Source organism: Micromonospora purpureochromogenes (assembly GCF_900091515.1).
Classification (GTDB): Bacteria; Actinomycetota; Actinomycetes; order Mycobacteriales; family Micromonosporaceae; genus Micromonospora; species Micromonospora purpureochromogenes.
The window spans coordinates 720626-736178 of sequence record NZ_LT607410.1; the positions used below are offsets into that span (position 1 = coordinate 720626).

Consider the following 15553-nt stretch of genomic DNA (forward strand, 5'->3'; position numbering starts at 1 on the left):
TCTCCCGAACACCCTTCGCACCTGCCCTACGCTGCGAGGGTGACCCACTACGTGGACAGCGAGGTCGGTCGGCTCGGCACGGTGCTGCTGCACCGCCCCGGGCCCGAGCTGGCCCGGCTCACCCCTCGCAACAACGACTCGTTGCTCTTCGACGCTATCCCATGGGTGGGACGGGCGCAGGAGGAGCACGACGCCTTCGCGGCGGCGCTGCGCGAGCGCGGAGTGGAGGTGCTCTACCTCGCCACCCTGCTCGCCGAGACCCTGGCCGTCCCCGACGCGCGCGCCGAGTTGACCGAGGTGGTGCTCCGCTCACCCCGGCTCGGCGACACGCTGCGCCGCCGCGTCGCCGAGCACCTCGCCTACCTCGATCCGGCGGCGCTGGCCGACGTGTTCATCGCCGGGCTCGCCCACGAGGAGGTGCGGATCAGCCCGGAACGCCCCGGCGGGCTGGTGTGGACGTTGATGGACCGGCACGACTTCGTCATCGACCCGCTGCCCAACCTGCTCTTCACCCGCGACTCGTCACTGTGGATCGGGGACCGGGTCGGGGTCACCAGCCTCGCCATGCCGGCCCGGCGGCGGGAGTCCACCCTGACCGACGCGATCTACCGTCACCACCCGCGCTTCGTCGGCACCCAGGCCGTCTACCACCCGGAGCTGGAGCACCTGGAGGGCGGCGACGTGCTGCTGCTCGCCCCCGGCGTGCTCGCGGTCGGGGTGGGTGAGCGGACCACCCCGGCCGGCGCGGAGCGGCTGGCCCGGCAGGTCTTCGCCGCCGGGTTGGCGCACACCATCCTGGTGGTGCCGATCGCCCAGGACCGCGCCACCATGCACCTCGACACGGTCTGCACGATGGTCGACGCCGACGCGGTGCTGATGTACCCGAACATCGCCAGCAGTCTGTCGGCGTACACGGTGATCGCCGGGCCGGACGGCGAGCCGCGGGTGGACGGCCCGTCGCCGTTCCTGCGCGCCGCCGCCGACGCGATGGACCTCGACCAGCTCCGGGTGATCGACACGGGCCTGGACCCGGTCACCGCCGAACGCGAGCAGTGGGACGACGGCAACAACACCCTCGCCCTGGCGCCCCGGCTCTGCGTCGGCTACGAGCGCAACACCGAGACCAACGCCCAGCTCGAACGGGCCGGCATCGAGGTCATCCCGATCGCGGGTTCGGAGCTGGGCTCCGGCCGGGGCGGCCCGCGCTGCATGTCCTGCCCGCTGGTCCGCGAACCACTACGGCGGCCCTGACCCCGCTTCCGGGCCGGTCACGCGGGCGGGAAGCGGCCGGTCGAGCGTGGGTCAGCGCAGGGTGAGCTGGCGGCCGAGCAGCCCCTGGCGGGCCCGCCGTCCGGCGGCGTCCAGCGGCTCCTTCTCCTCCAGCATCTCGGCGTACCGCTCGGCGAAGGCGCTCGCCGGCGCCTCCCAGTCGGCAGCCGGGACGTCCTCGGGCAGGTCCCAGACCGGCACCAGCCGGCCGTGCGCCCGGAACATGCCGGCGAACTTCGTGCCCTCGCCCAGGGTCAGGATGCCGGCGGCGGAGAGCCGGGACAACGCGTCCAGCGCGCTGTCCTCGTCCTCCGGCAGCACCCAGCGCACGTGCGCCTTCTCCGGCACCTGGCACCAGTAGGCGGCCCGGGCGGCGGCGAGCCGTACGGTCGGGTAGATGGCGGCGTTCGCCCGCTCCAGCGACGCCTGCACCGACGGGTCGTCGGCCGCGCCCGGGTCCAGCCAGAAGTCGAAACCGTCGTGCATGGTGATCTCCAGCGGGCCGTCCACCAGGACGTCCTGCAGCCGCGGCCCCGGACCCGGCAGCGGCGGCACGGTCACCTGGCCGCCCGGCTCGGTGCGCAGCGCGCAGAGCAGCGCCTCGGCCAGGTCGCGGGAGACGTCACCGGACTGCTGGTGCCGCTGCAACCCGATGAAGACCCGCCCGTCCGGCTTGGTCATCGCCGGGGCGGCCATCGGCAGCACGGTGGCGAGCGTGACCGGGCTGTCGCCGTACTCCTCGACCAGCTCCGGGGTGAGCCGCAGCGGCGCGGAGGCGGCCGGCACCAGCTCACGCAGGGCGATCCACTCCGGCTCGTCCGCCAGCCCCTCGAAGGGACGGGGGACGAAGATGTCGCTGACCTTCTCCCGGCGGGGGGTCGCTTCGACGGCGCGCTGGTTCTTTCGACGCTTGCTCACGGCGAGACAGCCTAGAGGCCGGGCCGGGACGGTGTGGGGAGGACCCGCCCCCGGGGCCGGGTCAACCGGCGACGACCAGGTCCGGTCGGGCCGAGCCGGCCGGGTCGAACTCGGCCCAGACGCTCTGGCCCAGGCCGTCCCGCTCGACTCCCCAGCGGCTGGCCAGGCCGGCGACGATGTGCAGGCCACGGCCGTCGGCGGCGTCCGGGCTGGCCGCCCGCATCCGCGGGCCGGCGGGCGCGCCACCGTCGGTCACCCGGATCGACACGGTCGGGCCGCCCGGCGTGGGGCGCAGCCGCCAGGCCACCCGGACCACCCCGCCGGGCAGCGGGTCGGCGTGCCGGACGGCGTTGCCCACCAGCTCGGCCAGGACCGCCACCAGGTCGGCCAGCAGGACCGGGGGTACGACCTCGGCGAGCTCGTCGGCGAGCCGGTGCCGGGCCAGGCGCGCTCCGGTGGCGTGGTGGGGAACCACCACGCACCACGAACGTTCGACCGCGTGCGTCGACACCCTCGCTCCTTCTCGCCCCGTCCCCCGCTGCCCACGCAGGTCATCCCCGGGGCAGCCGCACCTCTGCGACGGTACCGCCACCGTTCCTCGGCCGGAGGGATACCCATCCATTCTGCTGTTCAACGATCCGGCGGACGAGATAGAGGCCGAGCCCGGCGCCGGGATAGCCCCGGCGGTCCCCGGACTCGCCCTGCCAGAACCGGTCGAAGGCCCGCTCCACGTGCTCGGGCCGGATGCCGATGCCCCGGTCGCTGACCCGGAACAGCACGGTCTGCCCGTCGGTGCCGGCGGTCACCTCGATCGGCGACTCCGGCGGCGAGTACTTGGCGGCGTTGGTGCCCAGCTCGGTCAGGACGGTGGCCATGCTGTGCCGGTCGCCGAGCGCCTTGGGCAGGTCGGCCGGCAGGTCGAGGACGAGCCGGTGGCGCAGGTCGGCGGGGAGGTCCGGCACGGTGGCGCGCAGCGCGTCGCCGAGGTCGAACGGTACGGCCGGCTCACCCCCGGGCCGGCCGTCGATGGCCGAGGAGAGCAGGCGGTCGATCAGCCGGGCCAGTTCGTTGGCGCGCTGCCCGATGATCCGGGCCGCCTGCCGGCGGTCGGTGTCGGTCAGCGACTCCCAGTGATCGGTGAGGGTGTCCGCGTACCCCTTGATCACGGTGACCGGGGTGCGCAGCTCGTGGCTGGTCACCGCGACGAAGAGGTCGCGCTCGGAGTCGCGGCGCTGCTGGTCGGTGATGTCGCGGAAGGTGACCACCCGCTGGGTGCCGGGCCCGGCCAGCTCCCCGGAGGTGATCCGCAGCCAGCGTCCGTCCGGCATCTGGTGGTCGAGCACCTGGCCGGACGGGGGGAGCGGGAAGGGCAGCGGCCGGTTCAGCGCCTCGGCGGAGGAGCGGCCGGTCACCTGGGCGGCGGCCGGGTTCCAGAGCCGCACGTGCCCCTCCCGGTCGACCACGGCCAGACCGTCGGCGAGCGCCGCGACCACCGGGCCGTCGCCGTGCACCGGCAGGCCGCTCTGGTCGCCGTACATGTGGGCGATGCAGGCGGCCACGTAGCCCAGCACGGTCTGCGCCTCCGGGTCCGCGGCGTCCTCGCCGTCGGCGTAGAGGGCGTGCAGGCTGCCGACGGTCAGCCCGCCGATCTCGGCACGGGCCCCGATCATTCGGCGCAGCCCTCGGGCGGTCAGCTCCCCGGCGAGCTGCCCGGGGAGGTGGTCCACCCGGATCTGCCGGACCCGGGGGCCGGCGAGCAGGCAGACGGTCACCGGGTCGGACGCCGGCAGCGGGCGGCCGATCATCCACTTGGCGTTGCCGCTGGCCGCGATGACCCGGCCGCCGGTCGGGGCGAACTCGACGAAGGCCACGCTGGCCGCGCCCACCGCCGAGCGGGCCACCCGGAGCAGCTGGGTGAGGACGGGCAGGCCCGCGTCACCGGAATTGATCATCTCGATCACCGCGCTGTGGCCGGTGACCAGGGCGGCGAGATCGGTACGCTCCGGCATGTCCCGAGTGTGCCCCCTCGGGCGGAGTTCGGGCAGCCCCGTCCGGTGGGCCTCACCGGCCCAGCCGGGCCAGCGTCCGCGCCGGTCGGTCGGTGATCACCCCGTCCACCCCGGCGGCCAGCACCAGCTCCAGGTCGTCCGGCTCGTTGACGGTCCAGACGTACACCTGGTGGCCGGTGGCCCGCAGGGCGGGCACCAGCTGCGGCCGGGCCCGGACCAGGCCGATGCCGGGCCCGGCGATCCCGGCGCCGAACGGCAGCCGGCCGAGTCGCAGCCAGCGCGGCAGCACCTCCAGCAGCAGCACCGTGGGCAGCGCCGGGGCCAGCTCGCGGACCCGGCGTACGGCCAGCGGGGAGAAGGACATCACGGTGACCCGCACCGGGTCGTCCGGGCCGGGTTCGGCGAGCCCGTAGCGGCGCAGCAGCGCGACCAGCCGGCGCTCGACGTCGCCGCCGTAGCGGGACGGGTGCTTCGTCTCCACCAGCAGCCGGACCGGCCGGCCGGCGGCCAGTACGGCCTCCAGCAGCCGTTCCAGCGTGAGCAGCCGGGTGTGCGACTCGTCCAGCACCTCGTCGCCGTCGGCCGGTGCGCAGCCCGGATGCCAGGAGCCGAAGTCGAGCAGCTCCAGCTCGGCGAGGGTACGGGCGCTGACCAGCCCGCGTCCGTTGCTGGTCCGGTCCAGCCGGCGGTCGTGCACGCAGACCAGGTGCCCGTCCCGGGTGAGCCGGACGTCGCACTCCAGCCCGTCGGCGCCCTCGTCGAGGGCCCGCAGGTACGCCGCGAGGGTGTGCTCGGGCAGGTCGGCCGACGCGCCGCGGTGCGCGAAGACCAGCGGATCGCCCATGGTGCCGGCTCTCAGATGACCCGGCCGGGCTGCCCGTCCCCGCCGACCACCGGCCGGCCGACGGCCTCCCACTGGCGCATCCCGCCGTCGGCGTTGCGCACCTGCTCCCATCCGTTGTTGAGCAGGTAGCCGACGACCTGGGCCGAGCGCCCGCCGGAACGGCAGATCACTGCGACGTCCCGGTCGGTGGGTACCTCGGCCAGCCGGGCCGGCAGCTCCATCATCGGCAGGTGGTGGGCGCCCGGGGCGTGGCCCGCCACCCACTCGTCGTCCTCGCGGACGTCCAGCAGGTAGGTCTCGTCGTCGATCTCGGTCACGGGAACGCTGGGTACCTGGGATCCGAACACGGGTAGCAGCCTAGATCCTCACCGGCGACATCGGCACGGGCCGGGCCGGTACGCCGGCTCACAACCGGGTGACCCAGCGCGGGTTGGCCGCCGCCCAGCCCGGCACCCGCTCGCCGCGTACGGCGTCGAAGAGGCCGTTGCCGCCGTTGTCGAGCACCACGTAGGAGATCCCGTCGATGGTCTCCGGGTACGACGGCACCTGCACCCCGCTGAGCGCGTCCGACGGCAGCGACCCCAGCGCCACCATCAGGTCCTCGACTCCGACGCCGTTGGTGTCCAGGGTCAGCGAGCCGCCCACCGCCCGCAGCACCCGGTCCAGCTTCAGCGGGTCGCCGCGCAGGTCCGTCTCCCCGGCCCGGTCCAGTACCGCCTGCAGCATCTGCTGCTGGTGCCGCTGCCGGTCGTAGTCGCCGCCGGGAAGGTCGTAGCGCTGCCGGACGTAGTCCAGCGCCCGGGCGCCGTCCATCTGCTGGCATCCGGTGGAGAACACGGTCTGAGTGTGGATCGACCGGACCTCGGTGTCCACGCACATCCGGATCCCGCCGAGCAGGTTGATGACCTGCTTGAAGCCGGCGAAGTCGACCAGCGCGGCCCCGTCGAAGCGGATCCCGGTGAGCCGGGTCAGGGTGGCGGAGAGCAGTTGGGCTCCGCCCTGACCGGTCCCGCCGTGCTCGTACGCAGCGTTGATCTTGTCCTGGCCGCCGCGGTAGCCGTTGGCGCCGCCGGGGGGAATGGCCACCAGCAGGTCGCGCGGGACGGAGATCAGGTAGCCCTGCCGCATGCCGGGCGGTAGGTGCACGATGAGGATGGTGTCCGAGCGCTGGTCCGGCCCGTCGCTGGCGCCCCGCCGGTCGGTGCCGACGAGCAGGTAGTTCAGCCCTTCGGAGAGGTCGGTACGGGGTTGCCGGGCGTCCGGGGCGAGCAGTTGCTCCCGGGTGATGGTGCGCTCGTAGCGCGAGGTGAGCGCCTTCATGCCGACCACGGCGACGACGGCCACCAGCACCAGGGCGAGACCGACCGTCAGCAGGACCCGGGGCCAGCGGGAGGCCGGGCGGCCGGGTGGCGGTGTGCCCCGCCCCCGGTCGGACCGCGCTGACCTGGCCGTGACGCCCCCCCCGTGGCCGTGACGTGAGAACTGCTCACATCAGGCTACGGGCCGGTCACCGCGCTCCGGCCGGTTTCGGCGTGGCTGCCGGCCGGTCATCGGCTCACTTGCGGGTGGAGAGCACGGCCGGGTTGGCGTACACGAATTCGCCCAGCTTGTCGTTCTTGACCGCCTGGAACATCTCCAGGGTCTGCGCGCTGAGCGCCTCGCGCTTGTTGACGTTTTCGTTGAACGTGCCACCGTTGGTGCGCAGCATGGTCAGCTCGTTGGCGCTGACGCCGCGCAGGGTGAAGACGAAGTCGGCCACCGGCACCCCGCCGGTGTCCAGGATGAAGGCCTTGCCGGCCGCCTTGATCAGCTGGTTGACCTTGATCGGGTTGGTCAGCATGCCCTTGTCGGTGGCCTTGCGGGCCATCGCCTTGATCAGCTGCTGCTGGTTCTGCTGGCGGTCGTAGTCGCTGTTCGGCAGGCCGTAGCGCTGCCGGGAGTAGTCCAGCGCCTGGAGCCCGGACATCTCGCGGCAGCCCTTCTTGTAGACCACCGGGGTCATCGGCCGGCCGGTCTTCTTGGCGTCCGCGTTCCACATCTGCTTGCCGTCGACCATCATCATGTGGTGCGACTTCACCTCGTGGCTGACGCAGATGCGCACGGTGCCGAGGGTGTCGATGACGTTCTTGAAGCCGCCGAAGTTGATGATCGCGGCGCCGTCGAAGCTGACCCCGGTCATGTTCTTGATGGTCTGGGCCATCAGCTGGGCGCCGCCCTCCCAGCCGCCGCCGTTGCGCGCGCCGGCCTGGAACGCCGCGTTGATCTTGTCGGTGCCGCCTTGGTAGCCGCTCTTCTTGAACGCCGGGATCTGTGCCTCGGTGTCCCGGGGGATCGAGATCAGGTACGCCTGGTCGTGGCTGGCCGGGATGTGCAGCACGATGATGCTGTCCGCCCGGACGTCGTCGGCGGCCCAGCGCTCGCGGGCGTCCACGCCCAGCAGCAGCATGTCGATCGGGCCGTCCAGGTCGGCGCCGCCCTCGGCGTCGGTCTTGCCCGCTCCGCCCAGCAGGTTCTTCTGGGCGATGTTGCCGGTCGCCTGGCTGATCAGCGCCTTGCTGCCGACGATGGCGACGCCGCTGGTCATCATCAGCACGGCGCCGAAGATCAGCGTCAGGCGGGCCCAGAGCGGGTCCTTACGCTTGGTGCGCTTCTTGGGGCCGCCGGTGCGCTGCCCGCCCCGGCCGCGCTGCGACGGGATCGTCGACGGCCGTGCGTACGGGTCGGAATCCAGCGACGTCGGGCGGGGGCTGGTCTGAACCGGCATGCATGCTCCAGCTCGCGAGGTCGGGGGGCGGACCCACTTTACGTACCGCTTCCCGTCAAGGCGAGATCGTCAGACGCTCAATTCCTGGATATCCCGACACTTGCGACGGCAATTCAACCGAACGGATGAGGCGATACGTCCACTCGGTGGTTGGCGGCCGGTGATGGAACCAGACGTGAACGCACCTCTGATGACGTCCGTCGAAACGTGCCGGCAATTTCGGCCGCCGCAACCGGCCTCGTCGGTCCGCCGGGACGGCCGGGAGATCCGGCCGCCCGGGGGAGGAACCGGGTCAGTTGCCCTTGGTGTCCGGGTTCTCGTTGGCCGCCACCCAGGCCGCCATCGTGTCCGCCGACATCGCCTTGTACATCGCCAGCGCCTTAGCCCGGTCGGAGACCACCACCGACTCGCCGTTGATCGTGTCGCTGCCCGTGTTCGGGCTGGTGAGGAAGGTCAGGTTCTCGCCGCGCAGGCTGCGGAACTGCACACCCATGTCGACCAGCGAGAAGCCGTTGTCGACGGTCACCGCGTCGGTGACCGACTGGAGGAAGGCGTTCAGCTTCTTCGGATTGGCCAGCGTGCCCGTGCTCGCCGCCTTGTCCATCAGCGCGCGCAGGAACTCCTGCTGGTGGCGCATCCGGGCGAAGTCGCCCTCCGGGAACTGCTTGCGCTGCCGGATCCAGTCCAGCGCGGTGGCGCCGTCCATGTGCATGGTGCCCTTGGTGAACTTCCGGTACGGCTTGTGGATCGAGGTGACGCTCCGCTCCACCTTGAGGTCCACCCCGCCGAGCGCGTCGGTGACCTCCTTGAAGCCGCCGAAGTCGATCGCCATCACGTGATCGATCCGGACGTCGCTGAAGCACTCCACCGTGCGGACCGCCAGCGGGAGGCCGCCGAACGCGAACGCCGCGTTGATCTTCGCGCGCCGCCCCGAGTCGCACTCCGCGCCGGCGCTCTCCGGGATCGGCACGTACAGGTCACGCGGGATGGAGACCAGGTAGGCCGACTTGTGGTCGGCGGGGATGTGCATGACGATGATCGTGTCGGCCCGCCACTGGCTCTGTGTGTCCACCGGCGCGTCCGGGTCGCGCGAGTCCGAGCCCACCAGCAGGATGTTCAGCGCGCCGTCCACCGCCTTGGCCGGCCGCCCGCCGGTGATCTCCGAGAACGGGTCGGTGCGGGCCAGGTCCTTGTCGAGGTTGTCGGTGTAGACCCACGCCCCCAGGCCACCGAGCAGCGCCAGCACCAGCACCGCCACGCCGGCCACCAGGCCGATCCGCCCCCAGCGCGGGCGGGGGCCGCGCCGGCCGGGGCCACCCGGACCGCCCGGCCCCGGCGGCGTGCCGGGTCCGCCCGGGCCGCCGGGCCCGCCGGAGCGGGGGCTCTCCTCGTCGTACGACGGGTACCACTGCGTCTCGGACGGCCGGGCGCGCCCGGCAGCCCGGTCGGGACCGGGAACCGCGGCGCGTCCGGCGCTCCTCTGCAGGTACGGAAGCGGGACGCCGGCTGACGATGTGGCGGACATGCGATTCAGCGTACGTATGCCGGTCGAGCGTCGCCCGAAGGCGAACGCCGCGTCGCGCCCAGCGTGCCGGGCGGGGAGCTACCCTAGCCGCGCCCGGAAGTGGTCGATCGTGCGTCGCAGTCCGTCTTCGGGCGCCACGGTGGGTTCGTATCCGAGCAGCTCCCGGGCGAGGGTGAGATCAGGTCGTCGCATCTCCGGATCGTCCGCACTGCGGGTGATGTACGTCACCTCGGAAGTGCTTCCGCAGAGTGACACGATCGTCTCGGCGAGTTGCCGCATGCTCATCTCGTGCTCGGTGCCGCAGTTGATCGGCCCGGTCTCGGTCGAGTCGAGCAGCAGCAGGATGCCGCGCACCAGGTCGTCGACGTAGCAGATCGAGCGGGTCTGGTTGCCGGTCCCGTGCACGGTGATCGGCTCGCCGCGCAGCGCCTGGGAGATGAAGGTGGGGATGGCCCGGCCGTCGTCGGGGCGCATCCGCGGGCCGTACGTGTTGAAGATCCGGACGATCGCCGCGTCCAGCCCCTTGCTCCGGTGGTACGCCATGGTGGCCGCCTCCGAGAAGCGCTTCGCCTCGTCGTAGACGGCGCGCACCCCGATCGGGTTGACGTTGCCCCAGTACGTCTCGCGCTGCGGGTGCTCCTTCGGGTCCCCGTACGCCTCCGAGGTGGAGGCCATCAGGAACCGGGCGCCGTCGGCGAGCGCGCGCTCCAGCAGGTGCAGGGTGCCCGCCGAGCCGACCCGGAGGATCTCCACCGGCAGCTTCTCGAAGTCGGTCGGGCTGGCCGGGGAGGCCATGTGCAGGACGGCGTCGAACCGCTCGGCCAGCGCCGGGTGGGCCGGCAGCCCGTCGGAGATGTCCGCCTCGACCAGGGCGAAGGACGGGTTGTCCAGCAGATGCGCGACGTTGTCCTTCGAACCGGTGACGAAGTTGTCCAGCGCGACGACCTGGCAGCCGCGCCCGACGAGGGCGTCGACCAGGTGGGACGGCACGAAACCGGCGCCGCCGGTGACCAGGACGCGATGACCGCTGCCGAACCGCGGGGCTACCTTCATGCCGGCCAGCCTACTAAGGGTGCCCCCCGGATGCGGCGAGGCATGCGGCGAAGGGCCCCGGCGCGGCACGCGCGTCGGGGCCCCTCCGATGGTGGACGTCAGTGCGCTCCCGCGCCGGTCAGCGCCCGCACCTCCAGTTCCGCGTACTTCTCCTCGTCGTGCTCCTTGGAGATCACCGTGCCGATCCAGCCGCACAGGAAACCGATGGGGATGGAGATGATGCCCGGGTTCGTCAGCGGGAACCAGTGCCAGTCGTGGTCCGGGAACATCGCGGTCTGCGCGCCGGAGACCACCGGGGAGAAGAAGACCAGCGCCACGGCGGAGATCAGGCCGCCGTAGATGGCCCAGACCGCGCCCGAGGTGTTGAACCGCTTCCAGAACAGGCTGTAGAGGATCGCCGGCAGGTTGCCGGAGGCCGCGACCGCGAAGGCGAGCGCCACGAGGAAGGCCACGTTCAGGCTCTGCGCGAAGATCGACAGGACGATCGAGATCGCGCCGATGACGAGCGCGGAGATCCGGGCGACGTTCACCTCCTGCCGTTCCGAGGCCTGCCCGTTCTTGACCACGTTGGCGTAGAAGTCGTGCGCCAGGCTCGACGACGACGCCAGGGTCAACCCGGCGACCACCGCCAGGATGGTGGCGAAGGCGACCGCCGCGATGATCGCCAGCAGGGTCGCCCCGCCCAGATCACCGCCGAGGAACTTGATGCCCAGCGCCTCGGCCAGTTGCGGTGCCGCGGTGTTCCCAGCCTTGTCCTGCGCAGTGATGGCCGTGCCGCCCACCATCGCCGCCGCGCCGAAGCCGAGCGCCAGGGTGAGCAGGTAGAACGTACCGATGATGCCGATCGCCCAGAGCACGCTCTTGCGGGCCGTCTTCGCCGTCGGAACGGTGTAGAAGCGGATCAGGATGTGCGGCAGGCCGGCGGTGCCGAGCACCAGCGCGATGCCGAGCGAGAGCAGGTCGATCTTGTTGTAGAAGGTCTGCGTCGCATTGCCGGCCACCTCCACGCCGTATCGCCCGCCCGGCACGAGGAATTTCTCTCCCTTGCCGGAGGCCGCCGCCGCATCGCCGAGCAGCGTGGAGAGGTTGAACTTGTAGTGCGCCAGCACCAGTACGGTCATCACCAGCGCGCCGGTCATCAGCAGGAACGCCTTGACGATCTGGACGTACGTGGTGCCCTTCATCCCGCCGACGGTGACGTAGATGATCATCAGGGCGCCGACCATGATGATGGTGGCGACCTTCGCGGTGTCGGCGTCCATGCCGAGGAAGGTGGTGCCCGGCTTGATGCCGAGCAGCAGCGCGACCAGCGCGCCCGCGCCGACCATCTGGGCCAGCAGATAGAAGATCGACACCGTGATGGTGGAGACCGCCGCGGCGGTCCGCACCGGGCGCTGGCGCATCCGGAAGGCCAGCACGTCGGCCATCGTGTACCGGCCCGAGTTGCGCAGCAGCTCCGCGACGAGCAGCAGCGCCACCAGCCAGGCGACCAGGAAGCCGATCGAGTAGAGGAAGCCGTCGTAGCCGTAGAGGGCGATGATGCCGGCGATGCCGAGGAACGAGGCGGCGGACATGTAGTCGCCACCGATCGCCATGCCGTTCTGGAAGCCGGAGAAGGAGCGGCCGCCGGCGTAGAAGTCGGTGGCGGTCTTGGTCTGCCGGCTGGCCCAGATGGTGATGGCCAGCGTGATGGCGACGAAGACCAGGAAGAGCGTGATGGTGAGGTTCCGGGCGGTGCTGCCGCCTGCCTCAGCCGCGAGGACCGTGTTCATGGGTCACCTCCCCGATCTCGGCGCGGATCCGGTCGGCGACCGGGTCGATCTTCCGGTCGGCGTACCGGGAGTAGAGCCAGGCGATCAGGAACGTGGAGACGAACTGGAGCAGGCCGAAGATGAGCGCGACGTTGATGTGGCTGCCGAAGAGCTTCGTGCCCATGAAGCCCCGCGCGTAGGCGGAGAGGATCACGTAGAGCGCGTACCACAGGAAGAATGCGACGGTCATCGGGAAGACGAAGCCGCGCAACGCGCGACGCAACCCGGCGAACTCGTCCGACCGTTGTACGGCGAGATACCGCTCCGCCGCCGACTCGGCGGGCGCGGACGCGGGTGTGTCCGTGGACATCTGTGGATCACCACCTTCACAGGCCTGGGGAGTTTCGCGCACCGTAGAGAGCGCGCTCCCATCCAGGGAAGGCCGAGATCGGGGCCGGTCGACGGCTGCGCCGAACGGTCTGCCGGTTGCGCCGAGTGACCCACGTCACTCCGACGAGCGGTAGGCCGGATGCTCGGCGGCGGGGGGGGTCAGGTCAGCTCGTGGTACCGGCCCCGGTAGTGCAGCAGCGGCATGGTCTCCTCGGTCAGCTCGACCGCCTCGATGGTGGCCTCGACCAGCAGGCCCCAGCCGTACTCCCGGGCGGTGTCGAGCCGGCAGCCGGCCCACCCGCCGGCGTCGGCGGGGACCGGTCCGTAGGGGGTGTCGAGCCACGATCCGGTGGCGAAGAGCCCGCCCGGGGAGGGGAAGAGCCCGGCGAACCGGTCGGCGAGCTGCCGGTGCGGCGGCCCCAACGGCGCCACCGCGAACCGCCCGGCCTCCTCCACCGCCGCCCACAGGTCCGACTCCGCGTCGATCAGCCCGAGCAGCCGGTCCGGCTCACCCTCGGCGACCAGGGTGGACGAGACGGTCAGCCCCGCGGGGCCGGGCGCCGTCCAGAGGGTCACCGGCGCCGCCAGCCGACCCCGCAACCGGCGTACGGGCGAGCGCTGCCCGGCGGGCACCGCGAACGGATCGGTGTGGTGGATCTCGGCACCCGGGTCATGATTCACGTGAAACATTGTGCCGCCCCGGGCCCGCCCCCAGCCGAGGAAGCGCTCGTGCAGGTCGGTCGGGCGGGCCTGCGGGTGGAGTCGGGCGAGCTGATCGGCGGCCTCGGCCATCAGCCCGCCCAGGTACACCAGCAGTGCCGTCCGGTCGTGCCGGTACTCGACCAGCAGGCCGAGTCGGGCCGGCTGACACGGCCAGTGCGCGCCGCAGGCCCGGCACCGCCAGAGAGGTCGCATCGGCAGATGCGGCGCCCGCCTGCTCACCGCCGGTCCCCGACGGCGGTCCGCGCGGCGATGGCCGACGCGGTGGCGGTCCGCGGGGTGGCGGTCCGCGGGGTGGCGGTCCGCCGGTTGCGTTCCGGCGTGTCGGCGGCCGGAGACGAATGCCGCAACGAGCGATATGACTCAGAGGCATATTTATGACTCAGAGGCATCACGCTCAGGGTCATGTCCGCCTTCCCGGCGCGACACGCCCGGGCGGTGGTCACCACCGTCCGCCCTTCGCCCGCCAGGTCTGCCCCGGGGTCAGCCAGCCTGCGCGGCCCGGTCGCGGCGGGGGCACCGCCGGCGCGGTCGCCCACGCCGGCGGCTGGTTCGGCCGACCCCGCCGACCCCTGCGGCGGGGTCGCGCCCGGCACGCCGGTCGCCGGTGCCACCTTCTTCCTCCGGTACGGCCACAGCGCGGCGTTCCTGCCGCGGATGAACCCGAACATCGCTGACTTCCTCCCCGTCTCGGGGGTCGCCCCGGTCGGGGGATTGACCGGGGCGACCCGACGCAGGACCGGCCGCCGGGTCGACGCCTCCACCGGCCGGGCCGCGTGTCCTCCACCCTGGACGGCGGACCGGTCGCAGGGGAGGATGCCAGGGCTTACTACGCAGCGGGGTCACGTACTTACCGGAGAGGTAAGGATGAACGTCGAGATGTGGGTCAGGGCGTTGAAGGCCGCCCGAGCGGGTGCCGAGGTGTCCCAGGAAGGGCTGGCGGCCCTGATCAAGTGGAGCCCCTCCACCGTGGCCGCGATCGAGACCGGCCGCCGCCGGCCGACCATGGAGTTCGCCGTCGCCACCGACCAAGCCCTCGGCACCGGCGGCCTCCTCGCCGAACTACTCAAGGCGGCCGACCAGGAGCGGGGGCCGTCCTGGTTCGCGCCCTGGCGAGGCTACGAACAGCAGGCCACTCGACTGCGTGCTTTCGAAGCCTGCCTGGTGCCCGGCCTGCTCCAAACCGAGAGGTATGCGCACGCGGTCATCTCGGCCGGTGGGCTGCACGCGCCGGCGATGGTCGACGAGTTGGTGGCGGTGCGAATGGAGCGGCAGCAACTGCTGCACTGCGAGGAGCCACCGCACTGCGTCTTTTTGCTCGACGAGGCGGCGCTACGCCGGCCCGTTGGTGGGCCTGCCGTGCTCGACGAGCAACTGGTGCGGCTCTTGGAAGTGGCGGATCTGCCGTTCCTCCGGCTGCACGTCATTCCGCTGACTGTCGGCGAGCACGTCGGGCTGGGCGGTGGGTTCGTGCTCGCCGAGCTGCCGGACGGCGACAGGGCCCTCTACCTGGAGAATGCCGCTCGGGGACACGTCATGGACGACCCCGAAATGATCGGCTTGATCGATCGCAAGTGGGATAGCCTGCTCGGCGAAGCACTGTCCACAGGCGCCTCGCTGGATCTGATCCGGAAGCTGAAGGTGACGCCATGACGATCGACAAGCCGCACTGGCGCACATCCAGCCGCTCGACAGACTCCGGCGGCAACTGCGTCGAGGTGGCGGACAACCTGCCCGTGGTGCTGGTGAGGGACAGCAAGGACCGCTCCGGCCCAACCCTCACCTTCGCCCCCGACGCCTGGCGCGCGTTCGTCGCGCACGCCCGCTCCGGTCGCGCCGACTGAGGCTGACCCGTCCGGTCCGGCGCTGACCGCATGATCCGCACCGCCTTGCGGCGTGTCGAGGTATCCACGGCGCGGGACACCGCGACGCGCCGCAACGCGTCAGGCGCTCGCCATCTCGCCGGAACGGCACCCTCGCCCGGACGGCCTATCGTGCCGGGCATGGCCTTCGTGACGCCGCCGCAGCTCGCCCAGTCCCGGTCCGTCGGTGCCGACTCGATCCTCCGGGGCGAGGTCGACCTGCGCGCCTACCCGTTCCGGCACCTGGCCGTCTCGGCCCGGCCCGGATTCATGGGCAACAGCGTCACCCAGCTCATGGAGGCCGTCGAGCACCTGTCGAACTACGGCTGGGAGCTGGTCAACGTCGCCTCGGTCACCGGCAGCCACTTCCTCTACGCCTTCCTGCGCCGGGTCTGACCCCGCGCTCGATCCACGCGCCGGGTCGCGGTGTCCGTCAGGCCGGACACCG

General features: G+C 72.0%; 17 protein-coding genes. 4 read left to right on the forward strand and 13 right to left on the reverse strand.

The genetic code is table 11. The features are described from left to right. Positions 1-39 precede the first annotated feature (39 nt). A complete protein-coding gene (locus GA0074696_RS03400; protein ID WP_088959740.1) occupies positions 40-1251 on the forward strand; it encodes an arginine deiminase in 1212 nt (403 codons plus the stop codon). A 51-nt stretch (positions 1252-1302) separates the two neighbouring features. Here the strand turns inward: GA0074696_RS03400 and GA0074696_RS03405 are convergent, their stop codons facing one another. The 13 genes from GA0074696_RS03405 to GA0074696_RS30640 form a co-directional block, all read right to left on the reverse strand. Next, positions 1303-2187, reverse strand: a complete 885-nt coding sequence (locus GA0074696_RS03405) for a DUF5926 family protein (RefSeq protein WP_088959741.1) — start codon at positions 2185-2187, stop codon at positions 1303-1305. Positions 2188-2248: 61 nt separating this feature from the next. Then, positions 2249-2665 carry an ATP-binding protein gene (locus tag GA0074696_RS03410; protein WP_231925395.1) on the reverse strand — a complete coding sequence of 139 codons (417 nt, stop codon included), beginning with the start codon at positions 2663-2665 and terminating at the stop codon, positions 2249-2251. A 73-nt stretch (positions 2666-2738) separates the two neighbouring features. Continuing rightward, the gene (locus GA0074696_RS03415; protein WP_088959743.1) at positions 2739-4196 is read right to left on the reverse strand and encodes a PAS domain-containing sensor histidine kinase; all 1458 of its coding nucleotides are present in this window, start codon (positions 4194-4196) and stop codon (positions 2739-2741) included. A 52-nt stretch (positions 4197-4248) separates the two neighbouring features. After that, positions 4249-5040 (reverse strand): glycerophosphodiester phosphodiesterase, encoded by a 792-nt coding sequence (locus GA0074696_RS03420; RefSeq protein WP_088959744.1) that lies wholly within the window; start codon positions 5038-5040, stop codon positions 4249-4251. Between the two features lie 11 nt (positions 5041-5051). Further along, positions 5052-5387 (reverse strand): rhodanese-like domain-containing protein, encoded by a 336-nt coding sequence (locus GA0074696_RS03425; RefSeq protein WP_088959745.1) that lies wholly within the window; start codon positions 5385-5387, stop codon positions 5052-5054. Between the two features lie 58 nt (positions 5388-5445). Continuing rightward, on the reverse strand, positions 5446-6384 hold the full coding sequence (locus GA0074696_RS03430) for an LCP family protein (RefSeq protein ID WP_456238171.1): 939 nt from the start codon (positions 6382-6384) through the stop codon (positions 5446-5448). Between the two features lie 211 nt (positions 6385-6595). After that, on the reverse strand, positions 6596-7804 hold the full coding sequence (locus GA0074696_RS03435; protein WP_088959746.1) for an LCP family protein: 1209 nt from the start codon (positions 7802-7804) through the stop codon (positions 6596-6598). A 292-nt stretch (positions 7805-8096) separates the two neighbouring features. Continuing rightward, positions 8097-9329: an LCP family protein gene (locus GA0074696_RS03440; protein ID WP_088959747.1), complete on the reverse strand. Its 1233-nt coding sequence runs from the start codon at positions 9327-9329 to the stop codon at positions 8097-8099. A 78-nt stretch (positions 9330-9407) separates the two neighbouring features. Continuing rightward, on the reverse strand, positions 9408-10382 hold the full coding sequence (locus GA0074696_RS03445) for an NAD-dependent epimerase/dehydratase family protein (RefSeq protein WP_088959748.1): 975 nt from the start codon (positions 10380-10382) through the stop codon (positions 9408-9410). A gap of 98 nt (positions 10383-10480) precedes the next feature. Further along, entirely contained in the window at positions 10481-12154 is a 1674-nt protein-coding gene (locus GA0074696_RS03450) for a solute symporter family protein (RefSeq protein WP_088959749.1), read from the reverse strand. After that, positions 12132-12503, reverse strand: coding sequence for a DUF485 domain-containing protein (locus GA0074696_RS03455; protein ID WP_088959750.1), 372 nt, complete (start codon positions 12501-12503; stop codon positions 12132-12134). The genes GA0074696_RS03450 and GA0074696_RS03455 overlap by 23 nt, the downstream gene beginning before the upstream one ends. A 179-nt stretch (positions 12504-12682) precedes the next feature. After that, positions 12683-13438, reverse strand: a complete 756-nt coding sequence (locus GA0074696_RS03460; RefSeq protein WP_088959751.1) for a flavin reductase family protein — start codon at positions 13436-13438, stop codon at positions 12683-12685. A 23-nt stretch (positions 13439-13461) separates the two neighbouring features. Next, positions 13462-13914, reverse strand: coding sequence for a hypothetical protein (locus GA0074696_RS30640; RefSeq protein ID WP_157745782.1), 453 nt, complete (start codon positions 13912-13914; stop codon positions 13462-13464). Positions 13915-14110: 196 nt separating this feature from the next. Between GA0074696_RS30640 and GA0074696_RS03470 the strand changes: the two genes are divergently transcribed. The 3 genes from GA0074696_RS03470 (at position 14111) to GA0074696_RS03480 (ending at position 15501) form a co-directional block, all read left to right on the forward strand. Then, positions 14111-14896, forward strand: coding sequence for a helix-turn-helix domain-containing protein (locus GA0074696_RS03470; RefSeq protein ID WP_088959753.1), 786 nt, complete (start codon positions 14111-14113; stop codon positions 14894-14896). Then, entirely contained in the window at positions 14893-15087 is a 195-nt protein-coding gene (locus tag GA0074696_RS03475; protein WP_088959754.1) for a DUF397 domain-containing protein, read from the forward strand. Before GA0074696_RS03470 ends, GA0074696_RS03475 begins: the two co-directional genes overlap by 4 nt. A gap of 159 nt (positions 15088-15246) precedes the next feature. Next, positions 15247-15501 (forward strand): hypothetical protein, encoded by a 255-nt coding sequence (locus GA0074696_RS03480; protein ID WP_088959755.1) that lies wholly within the window; start codon positions 15247-15249, stop codon positions 15499-15501. Positions 15502-15553: the final 52 nt, after the last annotated feature.

What these genes read in the sequence shown, in the direction of transcription:
- GA0074696_RS03415 (WP_088959743.1), bottom strand. Translation starts at nt 4,196, where the DNA reads ATGCCGGAGCGTACCGATCTCGCCGCCCTGGTCACCGGCCACAGCGCG.
- GA0074696_RS03420 (WP_088959744.1), bottom strand. Translation starts at nt 5,040, where the DNA reads ATGGGCGATCCGCTGGTCTTCGCGCACCGCGGCGCGTCGGCCGACCTG.
- GA0074696_RS03435 (WP_088959746.1), bottom strand. Translation starts at nt 7,804, where the DNA reads ATGCCGGTTCAGACCAGCCCCCGCCCGACGTCGCTGGATTCCGACCCG.
- GA0074696_RS03440 (WP_088959747.1), bottom strand. Translation starts at nt 9,329, where the DNA reads ATGTCCGCCACATCGTCAGCCGGCGTCCCGCTTCCGTACCTGCAGAGG.
- GA0074696_RS03445 (WP_088959748.1), bottom strand. Translation starts at nt 10,382, where the DNA reads ATGAAGGTAGCCCCGCGGTTCGGCAGCGGTCATCGCGTCCTGGTCACC.
- GA0074696_RS03450 (WP_088959749.1), bottom strand. Translation starts at nt 12,154, where the DNA reads ATGAACACGGTCCTCGCGGCTGAGGCAGGCGGCAGCACCGCCCGGAAC.
- GA0074696_RS03455 (WP_088959750.1), bottom strand. Translation starts at nt 12,503, where the DNA reads ATGTCCACGGACACACCCGCGTCCGCGCCCGCCGAGTCGGCGGCGGAG.
- GA0074696_RS03460 (WP_088959751.1), bottom strand. Translation starts at nt 13,438, where the DNA reads ATGCGACCTCTCTGGCGGTGCCGGGCCTGCGGCGCGCACTGGCCGTGT.
- GA0074696_RS30640 (WP_157745782.1), bottom strand. Translation starts at nt 13,914, where the DNA reads ATGTTCGGGTTCATCCGCGGCAGGAACGCCGCGCTGTGGCCGTACCGG.
- GA0074696_RS03470 (WP_088959753.1), top strand. Translation starts at nt 14,111, where the DNA reads ATGAACGTCGAGATGTGGGTCAGGGCGTTGAAGGCCGCCCGAGCGGGT.
- GA0074696_RS03475 (WP_088959754.1), top strand. Translation starts at nt 14,893, where the DNA reads ATGACGATCGACAAGCCGCACTGGCGCACATCCAGCCGCTCGACAGAC.
- GA0074696_RS03480 (WP_088959755.1), top strand. Translation starts at nt 15,247, where the DNA reads ATGGCCTTCGTGACGCCGCCGCAGCTCGCCCAGTCCCGGTCCGTCGGT.